The organism is Pseudomonas sp. UBA6276, assembly GCF_002438365.1.
GTDB classification, from domain to species: Bacteria; Pseudomonadota; Gammaproteobacteria; order Pseudomonadales; family Pseudomonadaceae; genus Aquipseudomonas; species Aquipseudomonas coleopterorum.
Genome location: NZ_DJUS01000115.1, coordinates 26,343 through 44,894, shown reverse-complemented (window position 1 = coordinate 44,894; position 18,552 = coordinate 26,343). Strand labels below are relative to the sequence as shown.

Annotated in this window: 12 protein-coding genes; 5 read left to right on the top strand and 7 right to left on the bottom strand. The window is 61.5% G+C overall.

What is annotated here, in order from left to right; all coding sequences use genetic code 11:
- Positions 1-138 precede the first annotated feature (138 nt).
- Positions 139-1,554, bottom strand: a complete 1,416-nt coding sequence (mapR, locus tag B2V21_RS13670; protein WP_286917126.1) for a GntR family transcriptional regulator MpaR — start codon at positions 1,552-1,554, stop codon at positions 139-141.
- 104 nt (positions 1,555-1,658) lie between these two features.
- Positions 1,659-1,823: a hypothetical protein gene (locus B2V21_RS13665; RefSeq protein WP_177327955.1), complete on the bottom strand. Its 165-nt coding sequence runs from the start codon at positions 1,821-1,823 to the stop codon at positions 1,659-1,661.
- A 220-nt stretch (positions 1,824-2,043) separates the two neighbouring features.
- On the opposite strand from B2V21_RS13665, the gene B2V21_RS13660 reads away from it, so the two are divergent.
- From B2V21_RS13660 to glgB, 3 genes are all read left to right on the top strand, one after another.
- Positions 2,044-4,071: an alpha-1,4-glucan--maltose-1-phosphate maltosyltransferase gene (locus B2V21_RS13660; protein WP_286917125.1), complete on the top strand. Its 2,028-nt coding sequence runs from the start codon at positions 2,044-2,046 to the stop codon at positions 4,069-4,071.
- 94 nt (positions 4,072-4,165) lie between these two features.
- On the top strand, positions 4,166-7,489 hold the full coding sequence (treS, locus tag B2V21_RS13655) for a maltose alpha-D-glucosyltransferase (protein ID WP_286917124.1): 3,324 nt from the start codon (positions 4,166-4,168) through the stop codon (positions 7,487-7,489).
- Positions 7,486-9,729 (top strand): 1,4-alpha-glucan branching protein GlgB, encoded by a 2,244-nt coding sequence (gene glgB / locus B2V21_RS13650; RefSeq protein ID WP_286917123.1) that lies wholly within the window; start codon positions 7,486-7,488, stop codon positions 9,727-9,729. The genes treS and glgB overlap by 4 nt, the downstream gene beginning before the upstream one ends.
- Before the next feature lie 98 nt (positions 9,730-9,827).
- Here glgB and B2V21_RS13645 read toward each other — a convergent pair whose 3' ends face one another.
- The 4 genes from B2V21_RS13645 to glgX are packed head-to-tail and all read right to left on the bottom strand — an operon-like array spanning position 9,828 to position 14,357.
- A complete protein-coding gene (locus tag B2V21_RS13645) occupies positions 9,828-10,436 on the bottom strand; it encodes a class I SAM-dependent methyltransferase (RefSeq protein ID WP_286917122.1) in 609 nt (202 codons plus the stop codon).
- Complete coding sequence (locus B2V21_RS13640) at positions 10,433-11,191, bottom strand: PIG-L deacetylase family protein (protein ID WP_122742071.1); 759 nt, start codon at positions 11,189-11,191, stop codon at positions 10,433-10,435. Before B2V21_RS13640 ends, B2V21_RS13645 begins: the two co-directional genes overlap by 4 nt.
- Complete coding sequence (locus B2V21_RS13635) at positions 11,188-12,195, bottom strand: acyl-CoA dehydrogenase family protein (protein WP_286917121.1); 1,008 nt, start codon at positions 12,193-12,195, stop codon at positions 11,188-11,190. Before B2V21_RS13635 ends, B2V21_RS13640 begins: the two co-directional genes overlap by 4 nt.
- On the bottom strand, positions 12,192-14,357 hold the full coding sequence (gene glgX / locus B2V21_RS13630) for a glycogen debranching protein GlgX (protein ID WP_286917120.1): 2,166 nt from the start codon (positions 14,355-14,357) through the stop codon (positions 12,192-12,194). The genes B2V21_RS13635 and glgX overlap by 4 nt, the downstream gene beginning before the upstream one ends.
- Positions 14,358-14,588: 231 nt before the next feature.
- Here glgX and B2V21_RS13625 point away from each other — a divergent pair, with 231 nt between their 5' ends.
- Positions 14,589-15,029: a response regulator gene (locus B2V21_RS13625; protein ID WP_049859879.1), complete on the top strand. Its 441-nt coding sequence runs from the start codon at positions 14,589-14,591 to the stop codon at positions 15,027-15,029.
- Entirely contained in the window at positions 15,022-16,029 is a 1,008-nt protein-coding gene (locus B2V21_RS13620) for a sensor histidine kinase (protein WP_049859878.1), read from the top strand. The genes B2V21_RS13625 and B2V21_RS13620 overlap by 8 nt, the downstream gene beginning before the upstream one ends.
- A 35-nt stretch (positions 16,030-16,064) precedes the next feature.
- On the opposite strand, the gene B2V21_RS13615 is transcribed toward B2V21_RS13620, so the two are convergent.
- The gene (locus tag B2V21_RS13615) at positions 16,065-18,419 is read right to left on the bottom strand and encodes a DUF4214 domain-containing protein (protein WP_286917119.1); all 2,355 of its coding nucleotides are present in this window, start codon (positions 18,417-18,419) and stop codon (positions 16,065-16,067) included.
- Positions 18,420-18,552: the final 133 nt, after the last annotated feature.

Sequence of the window (18,552 nt, the reverse complement as noted above, 5' to 3'; positions counted from 1 at the left end):
GCGTCGGCAGGCGACGCCCAGAATAAGGCCAAATCGAGAATCAAGTTGCCCATCCCGAATCCCCGCGAAATGTGTAACCACGTTGTGCGCGCCCCCTGTAGCAGCGGTGCAAGCCGCGTCGGCGGACGCCGCCGTGGGTCAGGCCAACTCCCGGACCAGGTTGCCCAGGGTCTGCATGGCCGCCAATTGCACCTTGTCCATCGGCGTGCCGTAATTCAGCCGGATGCAGTTGCCGAAACGGCCACTGGCCGAAAAGATCGGCCCCGGTGCGATGCTGATGCCTTGCGCCAGCGCGAGACGGAACAACTGCAGAGAGTCGACCCGCGGCGGCAGCTCGAGCCAGAGAAAATAACCGCCGTCGGGGCGACTTACTCGCGTCTCTTCGGGAAAGTACCGCGCGATCGCCGCCATCATCGCGTGCTGCTGACTTTGCAGCGCATCGCGCAACCGATGCAGATGGCGATCGTAACCACCGTGCTGCAGATAATCGGCGATCGCCGCCTGACCCGGTACCGACGCGCAGATCGAAGTCATGATCTTCAACCGCTCGACCTTCTGCGCAAAGCGTCCGGCGGCCACCCAGCCGATGCGGTAGCCCGGTGCCAGGCTCTTGGCGAACGAACCGCAATGCAGCACCCAGCCGTCGCGGTCATAGGCCTTGGCAGGGCGTGGCGCGTGCTGGCCGAAGTAAAGCTCGGCGTACACGTCGTCCTCGATCAAGGGCACCTGGTGCTGGTGCAACAACTCCACCAATTGACGCTTGCGTGCCTCGGGCATGCTCGCGCCGACCGGGTTCTGGAACGTTGGCATGCACCAGCAGGCCTTGATCGGCAGGCGTTGCAGGGCATTGGCCAGGGCATCCACATCGAGCCCCTCGCGCGGATGAGTGGGGATCTCCACGGCCTTGAGCTTGAGGCGCTCCAGCACTTGCAGGCAGGCATAGAAGGCCGGTGCCTCGATGGCCACCATGTCGCCCGGCTCGGTCACCGCCTGCAGGCACAGGTTCAATGCTTCCAGCGCGCCGTTGGTGATTAGCAACTCTTCGACCGGCAGGGTCATCCCGGCGATGTTGTAGCGCAAGGCGATCTGCCGGCGCAGTTCCGGACTGCCGGGGGACAGATCGGTCACCGTTTCGCGTGGATGCATGGCACGGCTGGTGCTGGCCAGGGAGCGGGACAGACGCGGCAGGGGAAACAGCTCTGGGCTGGGGAATGCCGAGCCCAGGGCGACCGTGTTCGGATCCTTGATCGAATCGAGGATGGAGAACACCAGTTCGCTGACGTCGACATCGGTCGACTCCGCCAGTGTCTGCGTTTCCACATGGGGTTCTTGCAGAGCACGCTCGGCCAGCGCATTGACGAAGTAACCCGAGCGGGGCCGGGCGCGGATCAGGCCTCGGCGTTCGAGCAGGTAGTAAGCCTGGAACACCGTCGAAGGACTTACGCCCTGGGTCTGGCTGGCATGACGCACTGAAGGTACGCGCTCATCGGGCTTGAGCACGCCGGTGCGGATCAGCTCGGCAATGTGGGCGGCAAATTTCTCGTAGCGTTTCATTACCGGCCTGGTGGTCTTGGGCAGGGCTGCACTATGCCACCTGGACGGCCCCGCGCACAGCCGACAGACGTGACGGGCACCGTCTGCCTGCTGTCCGCGATGTTTCAGCCTTGCAGAGGCACAGGGTCGGCCGGTGGGTCGCCAACCGGTGTGGGTGGTACCGTGGGTAGCACGGGCACGCCCTCGGGTTCGTCGCTTGGCGACGACGGTGGCAGGTTCGGCTGGTCGATGTTGGGATCGGGGGTTCCGGGTGGAAGTGGAAGGCTCATGGCGCTACCTCTGCAAAGTGAAGGACAAGGAGGAAGAGTAGTGCCTGCGGTGGACACCACGGCGCATCATTTGGCTCCCTGGCGAGGACGCTGAAGCTGCAAAAGCATATGAACTTTCCCACCCGGCCCGGCTCCGAACCTAAGCGATTGAAAAACCCGATTCACTTCACCGCTTGCACAAGCACAACAGCGTCCAGGCGACGCACAGGAGCAAGGCTCGATGACGGCTGATCAGACTATCCCGACGGACCAGAACGCGACCGATGCACAGACGCCAGACCATGTGCTGAGCCTGTCCCAGGCGCTGCTGCTGCCACGGATCGTGATCGAAGACACTCAGCCTGCCATCGACGGTGGGCAGTTCGCCGTCAAGGCCATCGTTGGCCAGACTGTTACGGTCAGCACCAAGGTCTATGCCGATGGCCACGACAAACTGGCCGTGGTTCTGCGCTGGCACGAGGCCGGCTCCGACACCTGGCACAGCACTAGCATGCGCGAACTGGGCAACGACAGCTGGGAAGCGGAACTGGTCATCGACAGCGTCGGCACCTATGCCTACTGTATCGATGCCTGGATCGACCAGTTCGCCAGCTACCGTTACGAGCTGGAAAAGAAATTCGCTGCCGGCGTCACCATCGAGCTCGAACTGGAAGAAGGTCGCCTGCACCTCGAACAAGCCGCCGCGCGCAGCCAGGACACCCTGGCTCGCCAGTTGCGTCAGCTTCACGATGAACTGCAGGGGCTGGATCAGGACGCCAAGGTTGCGCTGCTGTTGCAGCGTGATACCCAGGCGCTGATGTCCCTGGCCGATCATCGTGCCTTCCTGTGCACCAGCATCGAATTCCCCCTGGACGTGGAACGGGAACTGGCGCAGTTCGCCAGTTGGTACGAGCTGTTCCCGCGTTCGATCACCGACGACAAGGCGCGCCACGGCACCTTCAACGACGTGCACAGCCGTCTGCCGATGATTCGCGACATGAACTTCGACGTGCTGTATTTCCCGCCGATCCATCCGATCGGCCGTGCGCACCGCAAGGGCCCCAACAACTCCCTGACTGCAGGCCCGGACGATCCCGGCAGCCCGTACGCCATCGGCAGCGCCGAAGGCGGACACGAGGCCATTCACCCGCAATTGGGTACCCGCGAAGACTTCCGCGCACTGGTGGCCGCTGCTGCCGAGCACGGGCTGGAAATCGCCCTGGATTTCGCCATCCAGTGCTCGCAGGATCACCTCTGGCTCAAGGAGCATCCGGGCTGGTTCAGCTGGCGCCCGGATGGCACCATCCGCTACGCGGAAAATCCGCCGAAGAAATATCAGGACATCGTCAACGTCGACTTCTACGCGGCTGATGCCGTACCAGGTCTGTGGACCGAGCTGCGCGATGTGGTCTGGGGTTGGGTCGAGGAGGGCGTGAAGATCTTCCGCGTCGACAATCCGCACACCAAACCGCTGCCGTTCTGGCAATGGCTGATTGCCGATATCCGCAGCAAGGACCCAAGCGTGATGTTTCTGGCCGAGGCATTCACCAAGCCTGCGATGATGGCGCGCCTGGGCAAGGTCGGGTATTCCCAGAGCTACACCTACTTCACCTGGCGCAACACCAAGCCTGAGCTGACCACCTATTTCAACCAGTTGAACCAGGCACCCTGGGCTCACTGCTACCGGCCGAACTTCTTCGTCAATACGCCGGACATCAACCCGTTTTTCCTGCATGACAGCGGCCGCGCCGGGTTCCTCATCCGCGCCGCGCTGGCGACCATGGGCTCGGGCCTGTGGGGCATGTACTCGGGTTTCGAACTGTGTGAATCGGCGCCAATCCCCGGCAAGGAAGAGTACCTGGACTCGGAGAAATACGAGATCCGACCACGGGATTACACCGCGCCGGGCAACATCATTGCCGAGATTGCCCAGCTCAACCGTATCCGTCGTCAGAACCCGGCGCTGCAAACACATCTGGGCGTCGAGTTCTTTCAATGCTACAACGACAACATCCTGTATTTCGGCAAGCGCACGGCCGACCGCAGCAACTATGTACTGGTCGCGGTCAGCCTGGATCCGCACAACGTTCAGGAAGCCCATTTCGAGCTGCCGTTGTGGGAGCTGGGGCTGGACGACAATGCATCCACCAATGGCGAAGACCTGATGACCGGGCACCGCTGGACGTGGCATGGCAAGACCCAGTTCATGCGGATCGACCCCGGCTACCAGCCGTTCGGTATCTGGAGGCTCACGCGCGTCGAGGTGTGAATACTCGTCTCGCGCTGCACCCTCGCTGTACGTTGCACTCCTGGCCACACGTTGCAATCAATGTTGCCTAGCCGCACAAGACAGGGAAACAACAATGGCGAAAAAGCCTCGGTCGCAAGCGTTCATCGATGACCCGCTCTGGTACAAGGACGCGGTTATCTATCAGGTCCACGTCAAGTCGTTCTTCGACTCCGACAACGATGGCATCGGTGACTTTCCGGGGTTGATCGCCAAACTCGATTACATTGCCGATCTGGGCGTCAACACCATCTGGCTGTTGCCGTTCTACCCCTCGCCGCGTCGCGACGATGGCTATGACATTGCCGAGTACAAGGCCGTGCACCCGGACTACGGCACCCTGGCCGACGCCCGTCGCTTCATCAACGAGGCGCACAAGCGTGGCTTGCGAGTGATCACCGAACTGGTGATCAACCACACCTCCGACCAGCACCCCTGGTTCCAGCGTGCGCGCAAGGCCAAGAAGGGCTCCAAGGCGCGTGATTTCTATGTGTGGTCCGACAGTGACGAGAAATACGACGGCACGCGGATCATCTTTCTGGACACCGAAAAGTCCAACTGGACCTGGGATCCGGTGGCCGGTCAGTACTTCTGGCACCGGTTCTATTCCCATCAGCCCGACCTGAATTTCGACAATCCGCAGGTGATGAAAGCGGTCATCGATGTGATGCGCTACTGGTTGGACATGGGCATCGACGGCCTGCGCCTGGATGCCATTCCGTACCTGATCGAGCGTGACGGCACCAACAACGAGAACCTGGCCGAGACCCATCAGGTGCTCAAACAGATTCGTGCCGAGATCGATGCCAACTACCCCGATCGCATGCTGTTGGCCGAAGCCAATCAGTGGCCGGAAGATACCCAGCTATATTTCGGCGAGGCGAAGGGCGACGACGGCGACGAATGCCACATGGCCTTCCACTTCCCGCTGATGCCGCGCATGTACATGGCGCTGGCCCAGGAAGACCGGTTCCCGGTCACCGACATCCTGCGTCAGACCCCGGCGATCCCGGCCAATTGCCAATGGGCGATCTTTCTGCGCAACCACGATGAACTGACCCTGGAAATGGTCACCGATCGTGAACGTGACTACCTGTGGAACTACTACGCCGCCGACAGCCGGGCGCGGATCAATCTCGGCATTCGTCGTCGCCTGGCGCCGCTGCTGGAACGGGACCGCCGCCGCGTCGAGCTGCTCAACAGCCTGCTGTTGTCCATGCCCGGTACACCGACCCTGTATTACGGTGACGAAATCGGCATGGGCGACAACATCTACCTGGGCGATCGTGACGGCGTGCGCACGCCGATGCAGTGGTCGATCGACCGTAACGGCGGCTTCTCCCGCGCCGACCCGGCCAGCCTGGTATTGCCGCCGATCATGGATCCGCTGTATGGCTACCAGTCGGTCAACGTCGAGACCCAGGCCAACGATCCGCACTCGCTGCTCAACTGGACCCGGCGCATGCTCGCCGTGCGCCGCCAGCAGAAGGCATTCGGTCGGGGCAGTCTGACCATGCTCACGCCGACCAACCGACGCATTCTGGCCTACGTGCGCGAATACACAGGTAGCGATGGCAAGACCGAGATCGTGTTGTGTGTCGCCAACGTCTCGCGTGCCGCCCAAGCGGCTGAATTGGATCTGTCCCAGTACGCCGGCATGGTGCCGGTGGAAATGCTCGGTGGCAGCGCCTTCCCACCCATCGGTCAGCTGAATTTTCTGCTGACCTTGCCACCCTACGGCTTCTATTGGTTCCTGCTGGCCAGCGAAACCCAGATGCCGAGTTGGCACGTCGAACCGGCCCAAAGCATGCCTGACTTCCAGACCCTGGTGTTGAAACAACGGATGGAGGAGTTGCTCGACGAGCCGTCGCGCAGCACTCTGGAACACACGTCATTGATGCAGTACCTGCCCAAGCGCCGCTGGTTCGGTGGCAAGGACGTTGCCATCGACAACCTGCGCATCGCCTACGGCGTGCGCTTCGGCACCGCGCAGAATCCCGTGCTGTTCAGCGAGCTGGAAGTCACAGCCGGTGGGCAGACCAGCCGCTACCAGTTCCCGTTCGGCTTCATCCCCGAAGACCACAGCGGTTCGCCGCTGCCGTTGCAACTGGCGCTGTCGCGGGTTCGACGCGGCCGTGAAGTCGGCTTGATCACCGATGCGTTCGTGCTGGAAAGCTTCATCCATTCGGTGATCGAAGGGCTGCAGGTGCAGAAGACATTGTCCAGCGCCGAAGGCGAGATCCGCTTCCAGGCCACCGACCATCTGGCTGGGTTGAAGCTGGACCAGAGCTCGGTCATCCGCTACCTGTCGGCCGAGCAGTCCAACAGTTCGGTGGTGGTCGGCGGCAGCCTGGTGTTGAAGATGATTCGTCGCGTGAGTGGCGGCATTCACCCCGAGCTTGAGATGGGCGCTTACCTGACCGCTGCCGGCTACGCCAATATTTCGCCTCTGATGGGCTCGGTCAGCCGTGTGGATGCCAGCGGCACCCCGCACCTGTTGATGATTGCCCAGGGCTATCTGAACAATCAGGGCGACGCCTGGGAGTGGACACAGAACAACCTCGAACGCGCCATTCGCGATGAAATGGCCTTCGCCCATGCCGAGCAGGGCCAGCGCTACGACGCCTTGGGTGAACTGGCCGACTTTGCCGCCATGTTGGGCCAACGCCTGGGCGAGATGCACCTGGCCCTGGCCGCACCCGGTGCGCAGGCTGATTTCCTGGCCCGCGTGAGCACCGAGAAAGACGCTCAGAGCTGGACCGCGAGTATTTCCAGCCAAGTCGAACGGGCGCTGAACCTGCTCGAACAGCGTCGCGCCGATTTCGCCGAGCAGGATCAGGCCTTGGTGGCCGAACTGTTGAGCGAGCGCGAGACGCTGCTGGCCCATGTGCAGCAACTCAGCCAGCAGGCCATCGGTGGCTTGATCATGCGTGTGCATGGCGACCTGCACTTGGGTCAGATGCTGGTAGTGCAGGGCGATGCCTACCTGATCGACTTCGAAGGCGAGCCGGCTCGGCCCCTCGAAGAGCGTCGAGCCAAATACAGCCCTTACAAAGACGTCGGTGGTGTGTTGCGCTCCTTCGACTACGCGGCGGCCATGGCCGTGCGCAATGTGCAGAGCACGGACGCCTCCGACGAGGCGGCGCTGGCACGTCAGCGCGTGGCCAAGCGTTACCTGGCAGAAGCCCGTCAAGCCTTCATCGGCGCCTATGACCTGGCGACCCAGGCCGTGCCCCATCAGTGGCAGAACCCTGAGGGTGCCCGCGCTGCACTGGATTTGTTCAGCCTTGAAAAGGCTGCCTACGAGATCGCTTATGAAGCGGAGAATCGCCCGAGCTGGTTGGCCGTGCCCTTGCACGGACTGTTCGGGCTCTTGAGTACGAGGGAGAATAAGCAATGAGTGCGCACAGCGAACAGGGCAAGCGTGATGTTGGCGCGTTGCCGGCAAAAGCCGATATCGAGGCGCTGATCCGTGCCGATCATTCCGATCCGTTCTCGGTTCTGGGTGCCCACAGCGACGGTGGTACGGGTAGCTATATTCGTGCCTATCTGCCGACCGCATTGAGCGTACAGGTACTGGCCAAGGACGGTGGTCATCCGTTGACCACGCTCGACCAGGGCGATGTCCCTGGCCTGTTCACCGGCCACATCGAGCAAAGCCAGCCGTACCTGCTGCGCGTGCAGTGGGCCGGTGGTGTGCAGGTTAGTGAAGATCCCTACAGCTACGGCAACTTGCTGGGCGACATGGATATCTATCTGTTTGCCGAGGGCAAGCACCGCAACCTGGGCAGCGTATTCGGTGCGCAGTTCATCGAGATCGACGGTGTCCAGGGCACCCGCTTTGCCGTCTGGGCACCCAACGCCAAGCGCGTTTCGGTGGTCGGTGACTTCAACGTCTGGGATGGCCGTCGCCATCCGATGCGTCAGCGCTTTCCATCCGGGGTCTGGGAACTGTTCATCCCGGCGCTGCAACCGGGCGAACCGTACAAGTACGAAATTCTCGGGCAGCACGGCATCCTGCCGTTGAAGGCCGACCCCATTGCGCTGTGCACCGAGCTGCCGCCGTCGACCGCTTCGCGAGTGGCCAAGCCGATGCAGTTTGCCTGGGACGACGACGCCTGGCTCGACGCTCGTGGCGAACGCCACGCCATCGGTGCGCCACAGTCGATCTACGAGCTGCACGCCGGTTCGTGGATGTGCGAACTCGATGAAGCGGGTGAAGTGGTCCGTCCCTACAACTGGCACGAATTGGCCGAGCGCCTGATCCCCTACGTGCAGAAGATGGGGTTCACCCACATCGAACTGCTGCCGATCATGGAGCATCCGTTCGGTGGTTCGTGGGGCTACCAGCCGCTGTCGCAGTTCGCGCCGTCGGCTCGCTATGGCACACCGGAAGACTTCGCGGCATTCGTCAATGCCTGCCACAAAGCCGAAATCGGCGTGATCCTCGACTGGGTACCTGCGCATTTCCCGACCGACGAACACGGTCTGGCACGCTTCGATGGCACGGCGCTGTACGAGTACGACAACCCGCTGGAAGGCTTCCACCAGGATTGGAATACGCTGATCTATAACCTGGGCCGCACTGAAGTCCACGGTTTCATGATCGCGTCCGCGGTGCATTGGCTCAAGCACTTCCACATCGACGGCCTGCGTGTGGATGCCGTGGCGTCGATGCTGTACCGCGACTATTCACGCAAGGCCGGTGAGTGGATTCCCAATCAGTACGGCGGTCGGGAAAACCTGGAAACCATCGCTTTCCTGCGTCACCTCAACGACGTGGTGAAACAGGAAGCACCGGGCGCCATGGTGATTGCAGAAGAATCCACGGCATGGCCGGGTGTTACCCAGCCGACTCAAGAGGGTGGCCTGGGCTTCGACTACAAGTGGAACATGGGCTGGATGCACGACACGCTCAACTATATCCAGAACGACCCGATCCACCGGCCGCATCATCACAGCCAACTGAGCTTTGGTCTGGTGTATGCCTACTCCGAGCACTTCGTGCTGCCGATTTCCCATGACGAAGTGGTGCACGGCAAGCATTCGCTGATCGACAAGATGCCGGGCGACCGCTGGCAGCAATTCGCCAATCTGCGGGCCTACCTGACGTTCATGTGGACCCACCCCGGCAAGAAGCTGTTGTTCATGGGCTGCGAATTCGGCCAGTGGCGCGAGTGGAACCACGACCATCAGTTGGACTGGTACCTCACGCAGTATTCGGAGCACTCGGGTGTGCAGCAGTTGGTCGCCGACTTGAATCGGTTGTATCGCGAGGTCCCGGCTCTGCACCAGCAGGACTGCCAGCCTGAAGGCTTTCAGTGGATCATCGGTGATGACGCCACCAACAGCGTGTTTGCCTGGCTGCGCTGGAGCGCTAGCGGCGAGCCGGTACTGGTGGTCGCCAACTTCACCCCGGTGCCACGCGAGAGCTACACCGTGGGCATACCGTTCGGCGGTGAGTGGGAAGAGCTGCTCAACAGCGATGCGGAGCAATACGCCGGTTCCAACTATGGCAATGGCGGCAAGGTGTTTGCCAGCGAGGAGGGCAGCCATGGCCAGCCGCACTCGATCACCCTCAATCTGCCACCGCTGGGCGTGCTGATCCTGCGTCCTACCCGAGCCGATATCCAGGGTTGATGCCAACGAAAAGGGGCTTCTTCAAGAAGCTCCTTTTTTTATCGGCTGCACACGCGGCCTGCTGCGCTATCAAACCTGCGCTAACAAGTCTGTGCTAATCAGCGCAACCCCTCGTGCTGTGCCACGGTGGTCGGTTCCAGACTCCACAGTTCCAGCAGAAAGTCGCCTTCCTTGTGCTCTATCAGCCGATGCATACCGAGTTCGGCCTGCAGCTGGGCGTGTACCTGCTCGGCCGTCTGCGGGGCGCCTTCGATGGTTGCCAGCCAGTGGCAGGCCACCAGTTGGCCGCCGGGTTTGAGTGAGCGCCGAACCCGTTCGATGACCTGGCTGAAGTCGGTGCGATTCAGGTAGTAACCCAATTCGTTGAGCACGATCAGGTCGAAGCGTTCGCTTGGCCAGTCGGCGGGCAGGGCTGCTTGCCTGGCGTGGGCATGATCCAGCTCGTGCAAGCGCGCCTGGGTCAGGCCGACCGCACGGGCGTTCATGTCGCAGCTGAGCAGGTAGTCGCAGCGGGTCGACAGGGCCAGGCTGGTTTCTCCGTTGGCGCAGCCTGGCTCGAAGATGGCGCCATAGTGCTCCTGCGGCAGGCAGGCCAGCAGCAGGGCACGCTTGCGTCGTTCGTACCAGCGATGGCGCATCGCCCAGGGGTCGTCATTGCCATCATAGAGCTTGTCGAAATACTGGTTGTCGACGCTGTCTGCACTCATAGAAAGACGACCTCGAACGGCTGCAGCAGCCGCTCCAATACATAGGGTGGAAGAACCGGTGCCAGACCGATCTGCGGGTCGCCTTCCAGCTGGCTGGCAAAGGCGTGGGCGGCGTGGCTCTTGCGCGCCACCATGTTTTTGTCCAGCGGCAGCTTGCGCGCGCGTTCCCAAGGAATCCGGTCATCTTCGGGCTTCGCCCAATGCCAGGTCCAGATCGGCAGCTCGTGGTGAACCGCTCCGACCGCTGCTGCGGCCGTCGCGCCCGCGCGGCCACTGGCCTCGTGGTCGGTGTGGCCATCGTTGCACCAGGTGCTGAACACGACATCGTTGGGCTTGAGATAGCGTTGGATGAAGTCCGTGAGCCGTTGTTCGTCACGGGCCACACCGCTGTCGGCAAAACCGCCGCGGATCCACTGCAGGCTGTGCAGGGGCAAGCCCAGTCTGCGCAGCGCCTCGTTGCTCTCCTGCGGGCGTACGGCGCTCAGGCGTTCGGCCGTCCAGGTCTGCGATCCGGGGTGACTGGCGCTGCCGTCGGTGACGGAGATGATCAGGATCGGCCGTTCCAACTGCGCCAGCAATTGCAGCAGCCCGCCGCAGCCGAGCACTTCGTCGTCGGGGTGCGGGGCGATGATCACCGCTCGTGAACCGGCAGGAACCAGGGTCTGGGCATCGATCAGCGGCAATTCGGCCAGATGCCTGGAGCTGCGCCAGGCCTGCAGGGGCGTACCCTGGCCTACGATAGGGTTCTCTTTCATAAACTCCAGGTCCGCGTCGTGGGGGCGCCAAGCAATTGGCCAAGCGCGGCCAGGTCGCGTTCGGCATGGCTCTGTCGCAGGTACACCGGCAGATCGGCGATCAACCGGGCGAAATGAGGATCCTTGCAATACGGGCCGGCACCCATGGCCCGGCCAACGTGACTGATGACGGTTTCTGCGGTCTCTTCGGCCACCGCACGGCACAGCCGCGCCGAATGCTCGAAAGGGCCGTCGGGCTGTTGATCGGCTGCATTGGCTGCTTGGCGCAACACGGCGATGCAAGCGCCCAGCGCACGATCCACCGCGCCCAGGTGAGCCAAGGCGTGGGGATCGGGACGGGCGTGACAATGCTGGGCCAGGTGGCGTGCCAGTTCACGGGCAGCACCGAACCAGCACGCGGCGATACCGATCCCGCCCAGCCAGAACCCCGGTCGGCTCAGGTAGCCCCCAGCCGGTCCGACATACCAGCCTTCGGCATTTTCCAGCAGGATTTCGACGCTGCCGGTGTTGGCCATGCCTACCGCATGCCAGCCGTCGTCGGTGACGCACAGGTTGGGCTGATCCATCGGCACGGCGACCAACTGCTGCTGGCCGTCGTCATCCCAGGCGGTCAGCAGGCCATGAGTGACGACGCCGGCGCCAGAGCACCAGGCCTTGCGGCCACTGAGCACCGCACGATCGCCCTCGCGCCGGACCATCACCCGGGCCTGGGGCGGCTCCGATGCCCAGGTGCCCCAGATCGAGCCTTCCGGCACAGACTGTGCGCGTAGCTCCTGCATGATTGCCAGGGCGTCGGTATGCCCCTCATACAGCTTGCACAAGCCCAGGTCATGCCCGGCCACGGCGGCCAGGCATTGCCAACGTTGCAACGTGTCGCCACCGGCCGGCAGCGGCAGGCTGTCCAGGCCCAGGCTGCACAGGCGTCGCATTTCCTTGCCCAGCGCTGCGGTGTCGGCGTAGCCCTGTGGTGGGCGGGTCAGCGCTTCGATCAGGGTCGGCTTCATTCTTCGAGGTCCCGGTGCAGTTCGAACATCAGCATCGAGCGACCGGTTACCAGGAATTCGCTGCCGAACTCCAGACGCTCATGCTCGCCCAGCTCCGGGCGGTTGGTGTCGATGCGACAGTTCCAGTACTCGCCTTCCGGCACTTGAGGCAGGATGAAATTGACCACGTCGTGGTGAGCGTTGACGATCAGCAGCAAGGTGGCATCGGCCCCCGGCTTGCGAATGCCGCTGGGCTGCGCACGGCCATCGAGCATCATGCCCAGGCAGCGGCCGTTGGGGTCTTCCCATTGCTCGGCGGTCATTTCGTTGCCCAACGGGTCCAGCCAGGTGACGTCCTTGACGCCGATCGCTTCGTTGTATTCACCCACCAGGAAGCGGTTGCGACGCAGGATCGGGTAGCTGTTGCGCAGCTTCACCAGGCGCTTGACGAAGCGCAGCAGGCCTTTGCCTTCCTCGTCCAGTTCCCAGTTGATCCAGCCGATCTCGCTGTCCTGGCAATAGGCATTGTTGTTGCCGCCCTGGGTCCGCGAAAACTCGTCGCCGGCGACGATCATCGGTGTGCCCTGGGAGAACAGCAGGGTGGTGAAGAAGTTGCGCATCTGGCGCAGGCGCAGCTCGACGATTTCCGGGTCATCGCTGGGGCCTTCGACGCCGTGGTTCCAGGAGACGTTGTTGCTAGTGCCGTCCTGGTTGTCTTCCTCGTTCTCTTCGTTGTGCTTGTCGTTGTACGACACCAGATCGCGAAGGGTGAAGCCGTCGTGGGCGGTGATGAAATTCACCGAAGAATACGGGCGGCGGCCACGCTGGTTGAACATGTCGCCGGAGCCGGTCATTCGTGCGGCGAAGTCCGCAAGCTGGCCGTCGTCGCCTTTCCAGAACGCCCGCACGGTGTCGCGGAAGCGATCGTTCCATTCGGCCCAGCCGGGGGCGAAACCGCCCACCTGGTAGCCGCCGGGGCCGCAGTCCCACGGTTCGGCGATGAGCTTGACCGTGCGCAGCACCGGGTCCTGACGACAGGCAACGAGGAAGCTGTGGCGTTCGGAGAAACCGTCGTGGTAGCGCCCCAGAATGGTCGCCAGGTCGAAGCGGAAGCCGTCGACGTGCATCTCCGACGCCCAGTAGCGCAGCGAGTCGGTGACCATCTGCAGCACGCAGGGGTGGCTCAGGTCCAGGGTGTTGCCGGTGCCCGAGTCATTGATGTAATAGCGCTTGTTCTCCGGCATCAGGCGGTAGTAGGAGGCGTTGTCGATACCGCGCATCGACAGGGTCGGGCCTTGCTCGTTGCCTTCGGCGGTGTGGTTGTAGACCACGTCGAGAATCACTTCCAGGCCGGCCTTGTGGAAGCGCGAGACCATGACCTTGAACTCGCCGATCGACGAACCCGCCATGTAGCGCGCATGGGGCGCAAAGAAGCCCAGGGTGTTGTAGCCCCAGAAGTTGTGCAGGCCCTTTTCCAGCAGATGATTGTCATCCAGGAAATAATGGACTGGCATCAGCTCTACCGACGTCACACCCAGGGAACGGATGTATTCCACTACATCGTTTTCGTGGAAGGCAGCGAAGGTGCCGCGCTCGGTTTCACGCACCGAAGGATGACGCATGGTGAAGCCGCGTACATGGGTTTCGTAGAAAATGGTCTTTTCCCACGGCACGTTCGGCTTGGCCGTACTGCCCCAGGTGAAGGCCGGGTCGATCACTCGGCAGCGTGGCATGAACGGCGCGCTGTCGCGCTCGTCGAACGAAAGATCGCCGTCTTCGTGGCCGACGATATAGCCGAACAGTGCATCGTCCCACTTCAGCTCGCCGGAAATCTGCTTGGCATAGGGGTCGATCAGCAGCTTGTTGGCATTGAAACGGTGGCCGTTTGCAGGGTCATACGGACCGTGCACACGGTAGCCATACAGAGTGCCCGGGCGCGCATCGGGCAGATAGCCGTGCCAGATCTCGTTGGTGAATTCAGGCAACGCGATACGTTCGATCTCTTCCACGCCATCGGCGTCGAACAGGCACAGCTCGACTTTGGTAGCGTTGGCCGAAAAAATTGCAAAGTTGACGCCCGACCCATCCCAGGTCGCGCCCAATGGGTACGGCAAGCCCTCGCTCACACGGCTGGCGGGACGTTCCTGGCTCGACGCACTGTCATTCATTGATTGATCAGACATGATCAAACACTCCGGAAATAGGTTGAGCCTGAGCTCTTGGGTAGACGACCAAAACGGTCTATTGATAGAAGCGCGCGCCGCGCAACAGTTCAGGATATTTTTCAGCCTTGCGTTGTGCCTTTGGCTGCAAGCCACGATCTGCGATTGAACGCACGGATGCCACAGTGCTCTTAGAACAAGCTTTGCAAGAAGGAAGAGCGCAAGCGCCCTTGAAGACAATGAGTTGACCCAATGCGTATCCTGTTGATAGAAGACGATCCAATTTTGGCGCTGTTGGCCGAGATAGCGCTGGAGGAAGATGGCCACGAGATCATCGGCCCCGCGTATGACGTGGCCGGAGCGCTGTTGCTGGCGCAGACCCATGGCATCGACATTGCATTCGTCGACATCAACCTGGACGGTCATGACGAGGGCGTAGGCTTGGCGCAGACGCTCTACGAACAGTTCAATATCCATTCGCTGTTCGTCAGTGGCCAGATCGACGTGGCCAAGGCCAACAGCGGCTACGCGCTCGGGCTGTTGTCCAAGCCCTACAGCCCCAATGACCTGTCACGCAGCGCCCACATCGTGCATGCGCTGGTTCAAGGTGAACTGCCCTTGAACCGACCGCTGCCAGTGCCCTTGAAGCTCTTTACCGAATCGCGCGGCCTATATGGAAAGAAACATGAGTGAACCCACGGATGTCTTGCGCCCTGGAACAGGATTGGGTGAAACCGAGTTCCGCGAGTTGGCCGACAACGCGCCGGTCCTGATCTGGCGTGCCGGTGTCGACAAGCAGTGCGACTGGTTCAACAAACCCTGGCTCGACTTCACCGGCAAGACGCAGAAGCAGCTCTGCGGATACGGCTGGAGCGACGACGTGCATCCCGACGATCTGGATCTTTGCACCCGCAATTATGAACAGGCGTTCGATGCCCGAGTGTCCTTCAGCACGCCTTACCGCCTACGCCGACACGACGGCTGCTACCGCTGGTTCCTCGACCACGGCGCACCGTTCTACCGCCAGGGCGAATTCGCCGGTTACTTCGGCAGCTGCACCGACATCACCGCACAGAAAGAACTCGAGGCCCATCAGGACGTGCTGGTCTCCGAGCTCAATCACCGGGTCAAGAACAACCTGCAACTGATCATCGCCTTCTTGCAGATGTCCAAGCTACGCGCCCAGGGCGACGAAGCGCGGCAACTGCTCGAATCGGCCATTGCGCGCATTCAGGGCGTTGGTACGGTGCAGGCCGAATTGTATCGCAGCGCTTCGGGCACCGTAGACCTGGCCCATTACCTGCCGCACTTGATCAGGGCGTCGATCGAAGCCGAAGGCAATGACCGCATCCATTTCAGTGTTGACGCCGACAGCGCCTATGCGCCTTTCAAACTGGCATCGGACCTGGGCCTGATCGTCAATGAACTGGTCGCCAATGCGATCCGCCACGGCAGCCAGCCCACCACGCAGATCCAGTTTTCACTCAAGCGCCTGCCCAGCGGCGAGCTGCAACTCAAGGTACGCGACCGTGGCCAGGGCTTCACCGCAACCCAGCTCAGCGATGCCGGGGCCGCGGCGCCCAAGCTCAGTGGCCAGGGCCTGATCGGCGCACTGGCCAAACGCTGCGGCGCAGTCCTGCACCGCAGCAACGCGGGCGGCGCCGTGGTGACGTTGACCTTGCCGCATCCCTAGCCTGCGCCGTTGACCTCGTCGTGGTGTTTAGTGCTTCAAGCCCAATCAGCATGACCGACCAGGTGGATGAATCCGGCATCGCCTTGTGTCAGTCCAGCAGACTCCTCGGAGTTGGCGATAGTGAATGCGACCTGTCCACGGCTCGTACCTGCGTCCAGCAAGTTGACCCAATGGGCGAGACCTCCAGCGTCGCTGCCTCTGTCGAGGACATTGTGATACAGCTTTTCGACAAAGGCTGCATTGCTGGCATTGGGCAGGCTTTGGGAGAATTCGGCAGATTGCACAAAACCATCCGCAACCTGGGCACCGGCTCCGCCTGAGGCGCTCTGGGAAAGCCAGGACTTCAGGCCTTCGATGTCGGGGGCACGACCCAGAATGGTATACAGACGACCAATGCTTGCCTGCGCCGAGTCGAGAACGAACAGTTCGCGATCTGTGAAATCGAGAACATTGAAGCCATTCAGGTCGAAGTGCGCAGCAGCTCCCGTCGCACGACTGACCGATAGGGTGTCGTTGTCGAGCGCGCTGATCGTGTAGGCCGATGCAGCGTCGTTGAAAATAAAGGTGTCGATACCGGCCTTGCCAGCCAGGTGCGAAACCGCATGACTGTCGAGGATGACCTCCTGCTCACTGATCTGATCATCACCCGCCGTGCCGGTGGCAACCCCCTTACCCACTGCCATATCCAGAGTGTTCCAGGCGTTATGAGCCACGATCCTGATGAACCCCGTCTCGCCCTCGGAGAGGTCATGGCTCTCGCGCGAATTCAGGAAGCCATCAGCGACCGTTGCTCGACTCACACCCGCCTGCAGCAGAGCGTTCCAGGACGACACACCTGATGCTTCACCTGTGCGATGCAATACAGTCTGATAGAGATCAAGGACAAAATCCTTGTCACCCAGCAAGCTGTAGCGCTGCATCGCTTCGGTGGAATTCAGAAAGGCATCGCGAATCTCTGCATCCGAAGTGCCCATCGCCTGCTGCGTCAGCCAGTGATTCAAACCCTGATAATCGGGCGTCCGACCGAACAGTGAGTAGAGCCTGGCAACGTCGGCCTGATCCTCGGTGAGCGCGATGTGATGTGTATCCATCCCGAAACTCAACGAAACAGTGGCGTCACTCTCGGTGTTGAAGGCGCCATACCGGCTGCGAAAAGCCATGAGCAGCTCGTCAAGATTGGCAGTGCGGTCGCTGAAAGCCAGCTTTTCGACGCTTGAAAGTGTGTCCACATCGAACGTTTGCGCATCATGAACGCTGAGGGTGCCATCACTCACGAGCGCGGCATCGTAGGTTGCGAAGTAGCGCGCGCCCGTTTGGCCATACACAGCGGTGTCGATGCCGTTGCCGCCGTTGAGGATATCCGAGCCCGACCCACCCACCAGCCGATCGTCGCCATCGCCGCCCTGCAACTGGTCGTTGCCTGCGCCCCCATCGAGAACGTTGTCACCGGCATTGCCAATCAGCGTATCCGCGCCTGCACCGGTGATGGCGCTCTCGATCACCGTACCGCGCGCGATGGCGACATTCGATAAACCGCCGTATACGCTGGAAAACGCTTCACTTCTCAAATCGATCGTCTGAGCCCCGCCATAGGCGCTGACATCGATTCTGTCGTTGCCGCCTGAATCGTAGATCGTGCCCACCAGGCCAGGCACGAAGACGGTTCCGGCCTTGATGTCAGCGTTGTTCAAACGGTAGGTATCGTCACCCGTGCGGGTAGCGGCGGTGCCGTACAGCGACTGGATGGCGACGATATCCGCCAGCATCGGCGTGACGACATAGCCGAAAGAGGCATTGGAATAGGTATTCTCGTCCTGACTGAAATAGGACATCACCGAGTATTTCCAGCTGTCCTCTTGATAGAAGGCATTGTTGGGAAAGGACGCGCTGCCGTTGTAGTTGCCCGCATGGCCCAACCCCAGCGCGTGACCGATTTCATGAATGTAGGTTTGCACATAATACCAACCGTAATTCACCCAATCGGAAGCGATGTTGACGCTGCTGTCCGAGATGATGCTCCCTGCATAATTGGAATTGGCGTACGCGCCGCTTTTGTTTTCGCTGAAATTGATCGCACCAGCAGCGGTGGTTTCCACAAACTTGAGGCCACTGACGTTGGTCCAGGTCTGCAGCGCATATTTGGCAACAGTCTGAGCGTTTGCGCTCAAACGGGTCAGGTTGACGGTGAGCGAGTCACCAGCGTGGACATTGAAATGATGCTGGGAGCCGCCGTAAACGTCGCGCCAAAAGCCATCGGTCAGGTAGTTGGCCTGCTGGTCCAGCGTCAGGTGCTCAAGTTTAGCCTGGCTGATGGCTGTGTGTTTACTTACCTCTTGGCCGATCACTCCTTGGGCCCAGAGTTGGGTGAGTGAATCGCACATCGAACACATGTAGAAACTCCGGGGCGAGGCAGGCCTTGCCAAGTCAATGACACAAGAATCAGGTATGAATGGGTGATGAGTTCAAGCCGCTGAGCACGCTCTGAAAGCAGGCGTCATGACCTTCACGCACGTCCGACCCGCC

Bases quoted from the DNA above. Each gene is read 5' to 3' on its own strand.
- B2V21_RS13660 (WP_286917125.1), top strand. From the start codon at position 2,044: ATGACGGCTGATCAGACTATCCCGACGGACCAGAACGCGACCGATGCA.
- mapR (WP_286917126.1), bottom strand. From the start codon at position 1,554: ATGAAACGCTACGAGAAATTTGCCGCCCACATTGCCGAGCTGATCCGC.
- B2V21_RS13625 (WP_049859879.1), top strand. From the start codon at position 14,589: ATGCGTATCCTGTTGATAGAAGACGATCCAATTTTGGCGCTGTTGGCC.
- glgX (WP_286917120.1), bottom strand. From the start codon at position 14,357: ATGTCTGATCAATCAATGAATGACAGTGCGTCGAGCCAGGAACGTCCC.
- glgB (WP_286917123.1), top strand. From the start codon at position 7,486: ATGAGTGCGCACAGCGAACAGGGCAAGCGTGATGTTGGCGCGTTGCCG.
- B2V21_RS13615 (WP_286917119.1), bottom strand. From the start codon at position 18,419: ATGTGTTCGATGTGCGATTCACTCACCCAACTCTGGGCCCAAGGAGTG.
- treS (WP_286917124.1), top strand. From the start codon at position 4,166: ATGGCGAAAAAGCCTCGGTCGCAAGCGTTCATCGATGACCCGCTCTGG.
- B2V21_RS13640 (WP_122742071.1), bottom strand. From the start codon at position 11,191: ATGAAAGAGAACCCTATCGTAGGCCAGGGTACGCCCCTGCAGGCCTGG.
- B2V21_RS13620 (WP_049859878.1), top strand. From the start codon at position 15,022: ATGAGTGAACCCACGGATGTCTTGCGCCCTGGAACAGGATTGGGTGAA.
- B2V21_RS13635 (WP_286917121.1), bottom strand. From the start codon at position 12,195: ATGAAGCCGACCCTGATCGAAGCGCTGACCCGCCCACCACAGGGCTAC.
- B2V21_RS13645 (WP_286917122.1), bottom strand. From the start codon at position 10,436: ATGAGTGCAGACAGCGTCGACAACCAGTATTTCGACAAGCTCTATGAT.
- B2V21_RS13665 (WP_177327955.1), bottom strand. From the start codon at position 1,823: ATGAGCCTTCCACTTCCACCCGGAACCCCCGATCCCAACATCGACCAG.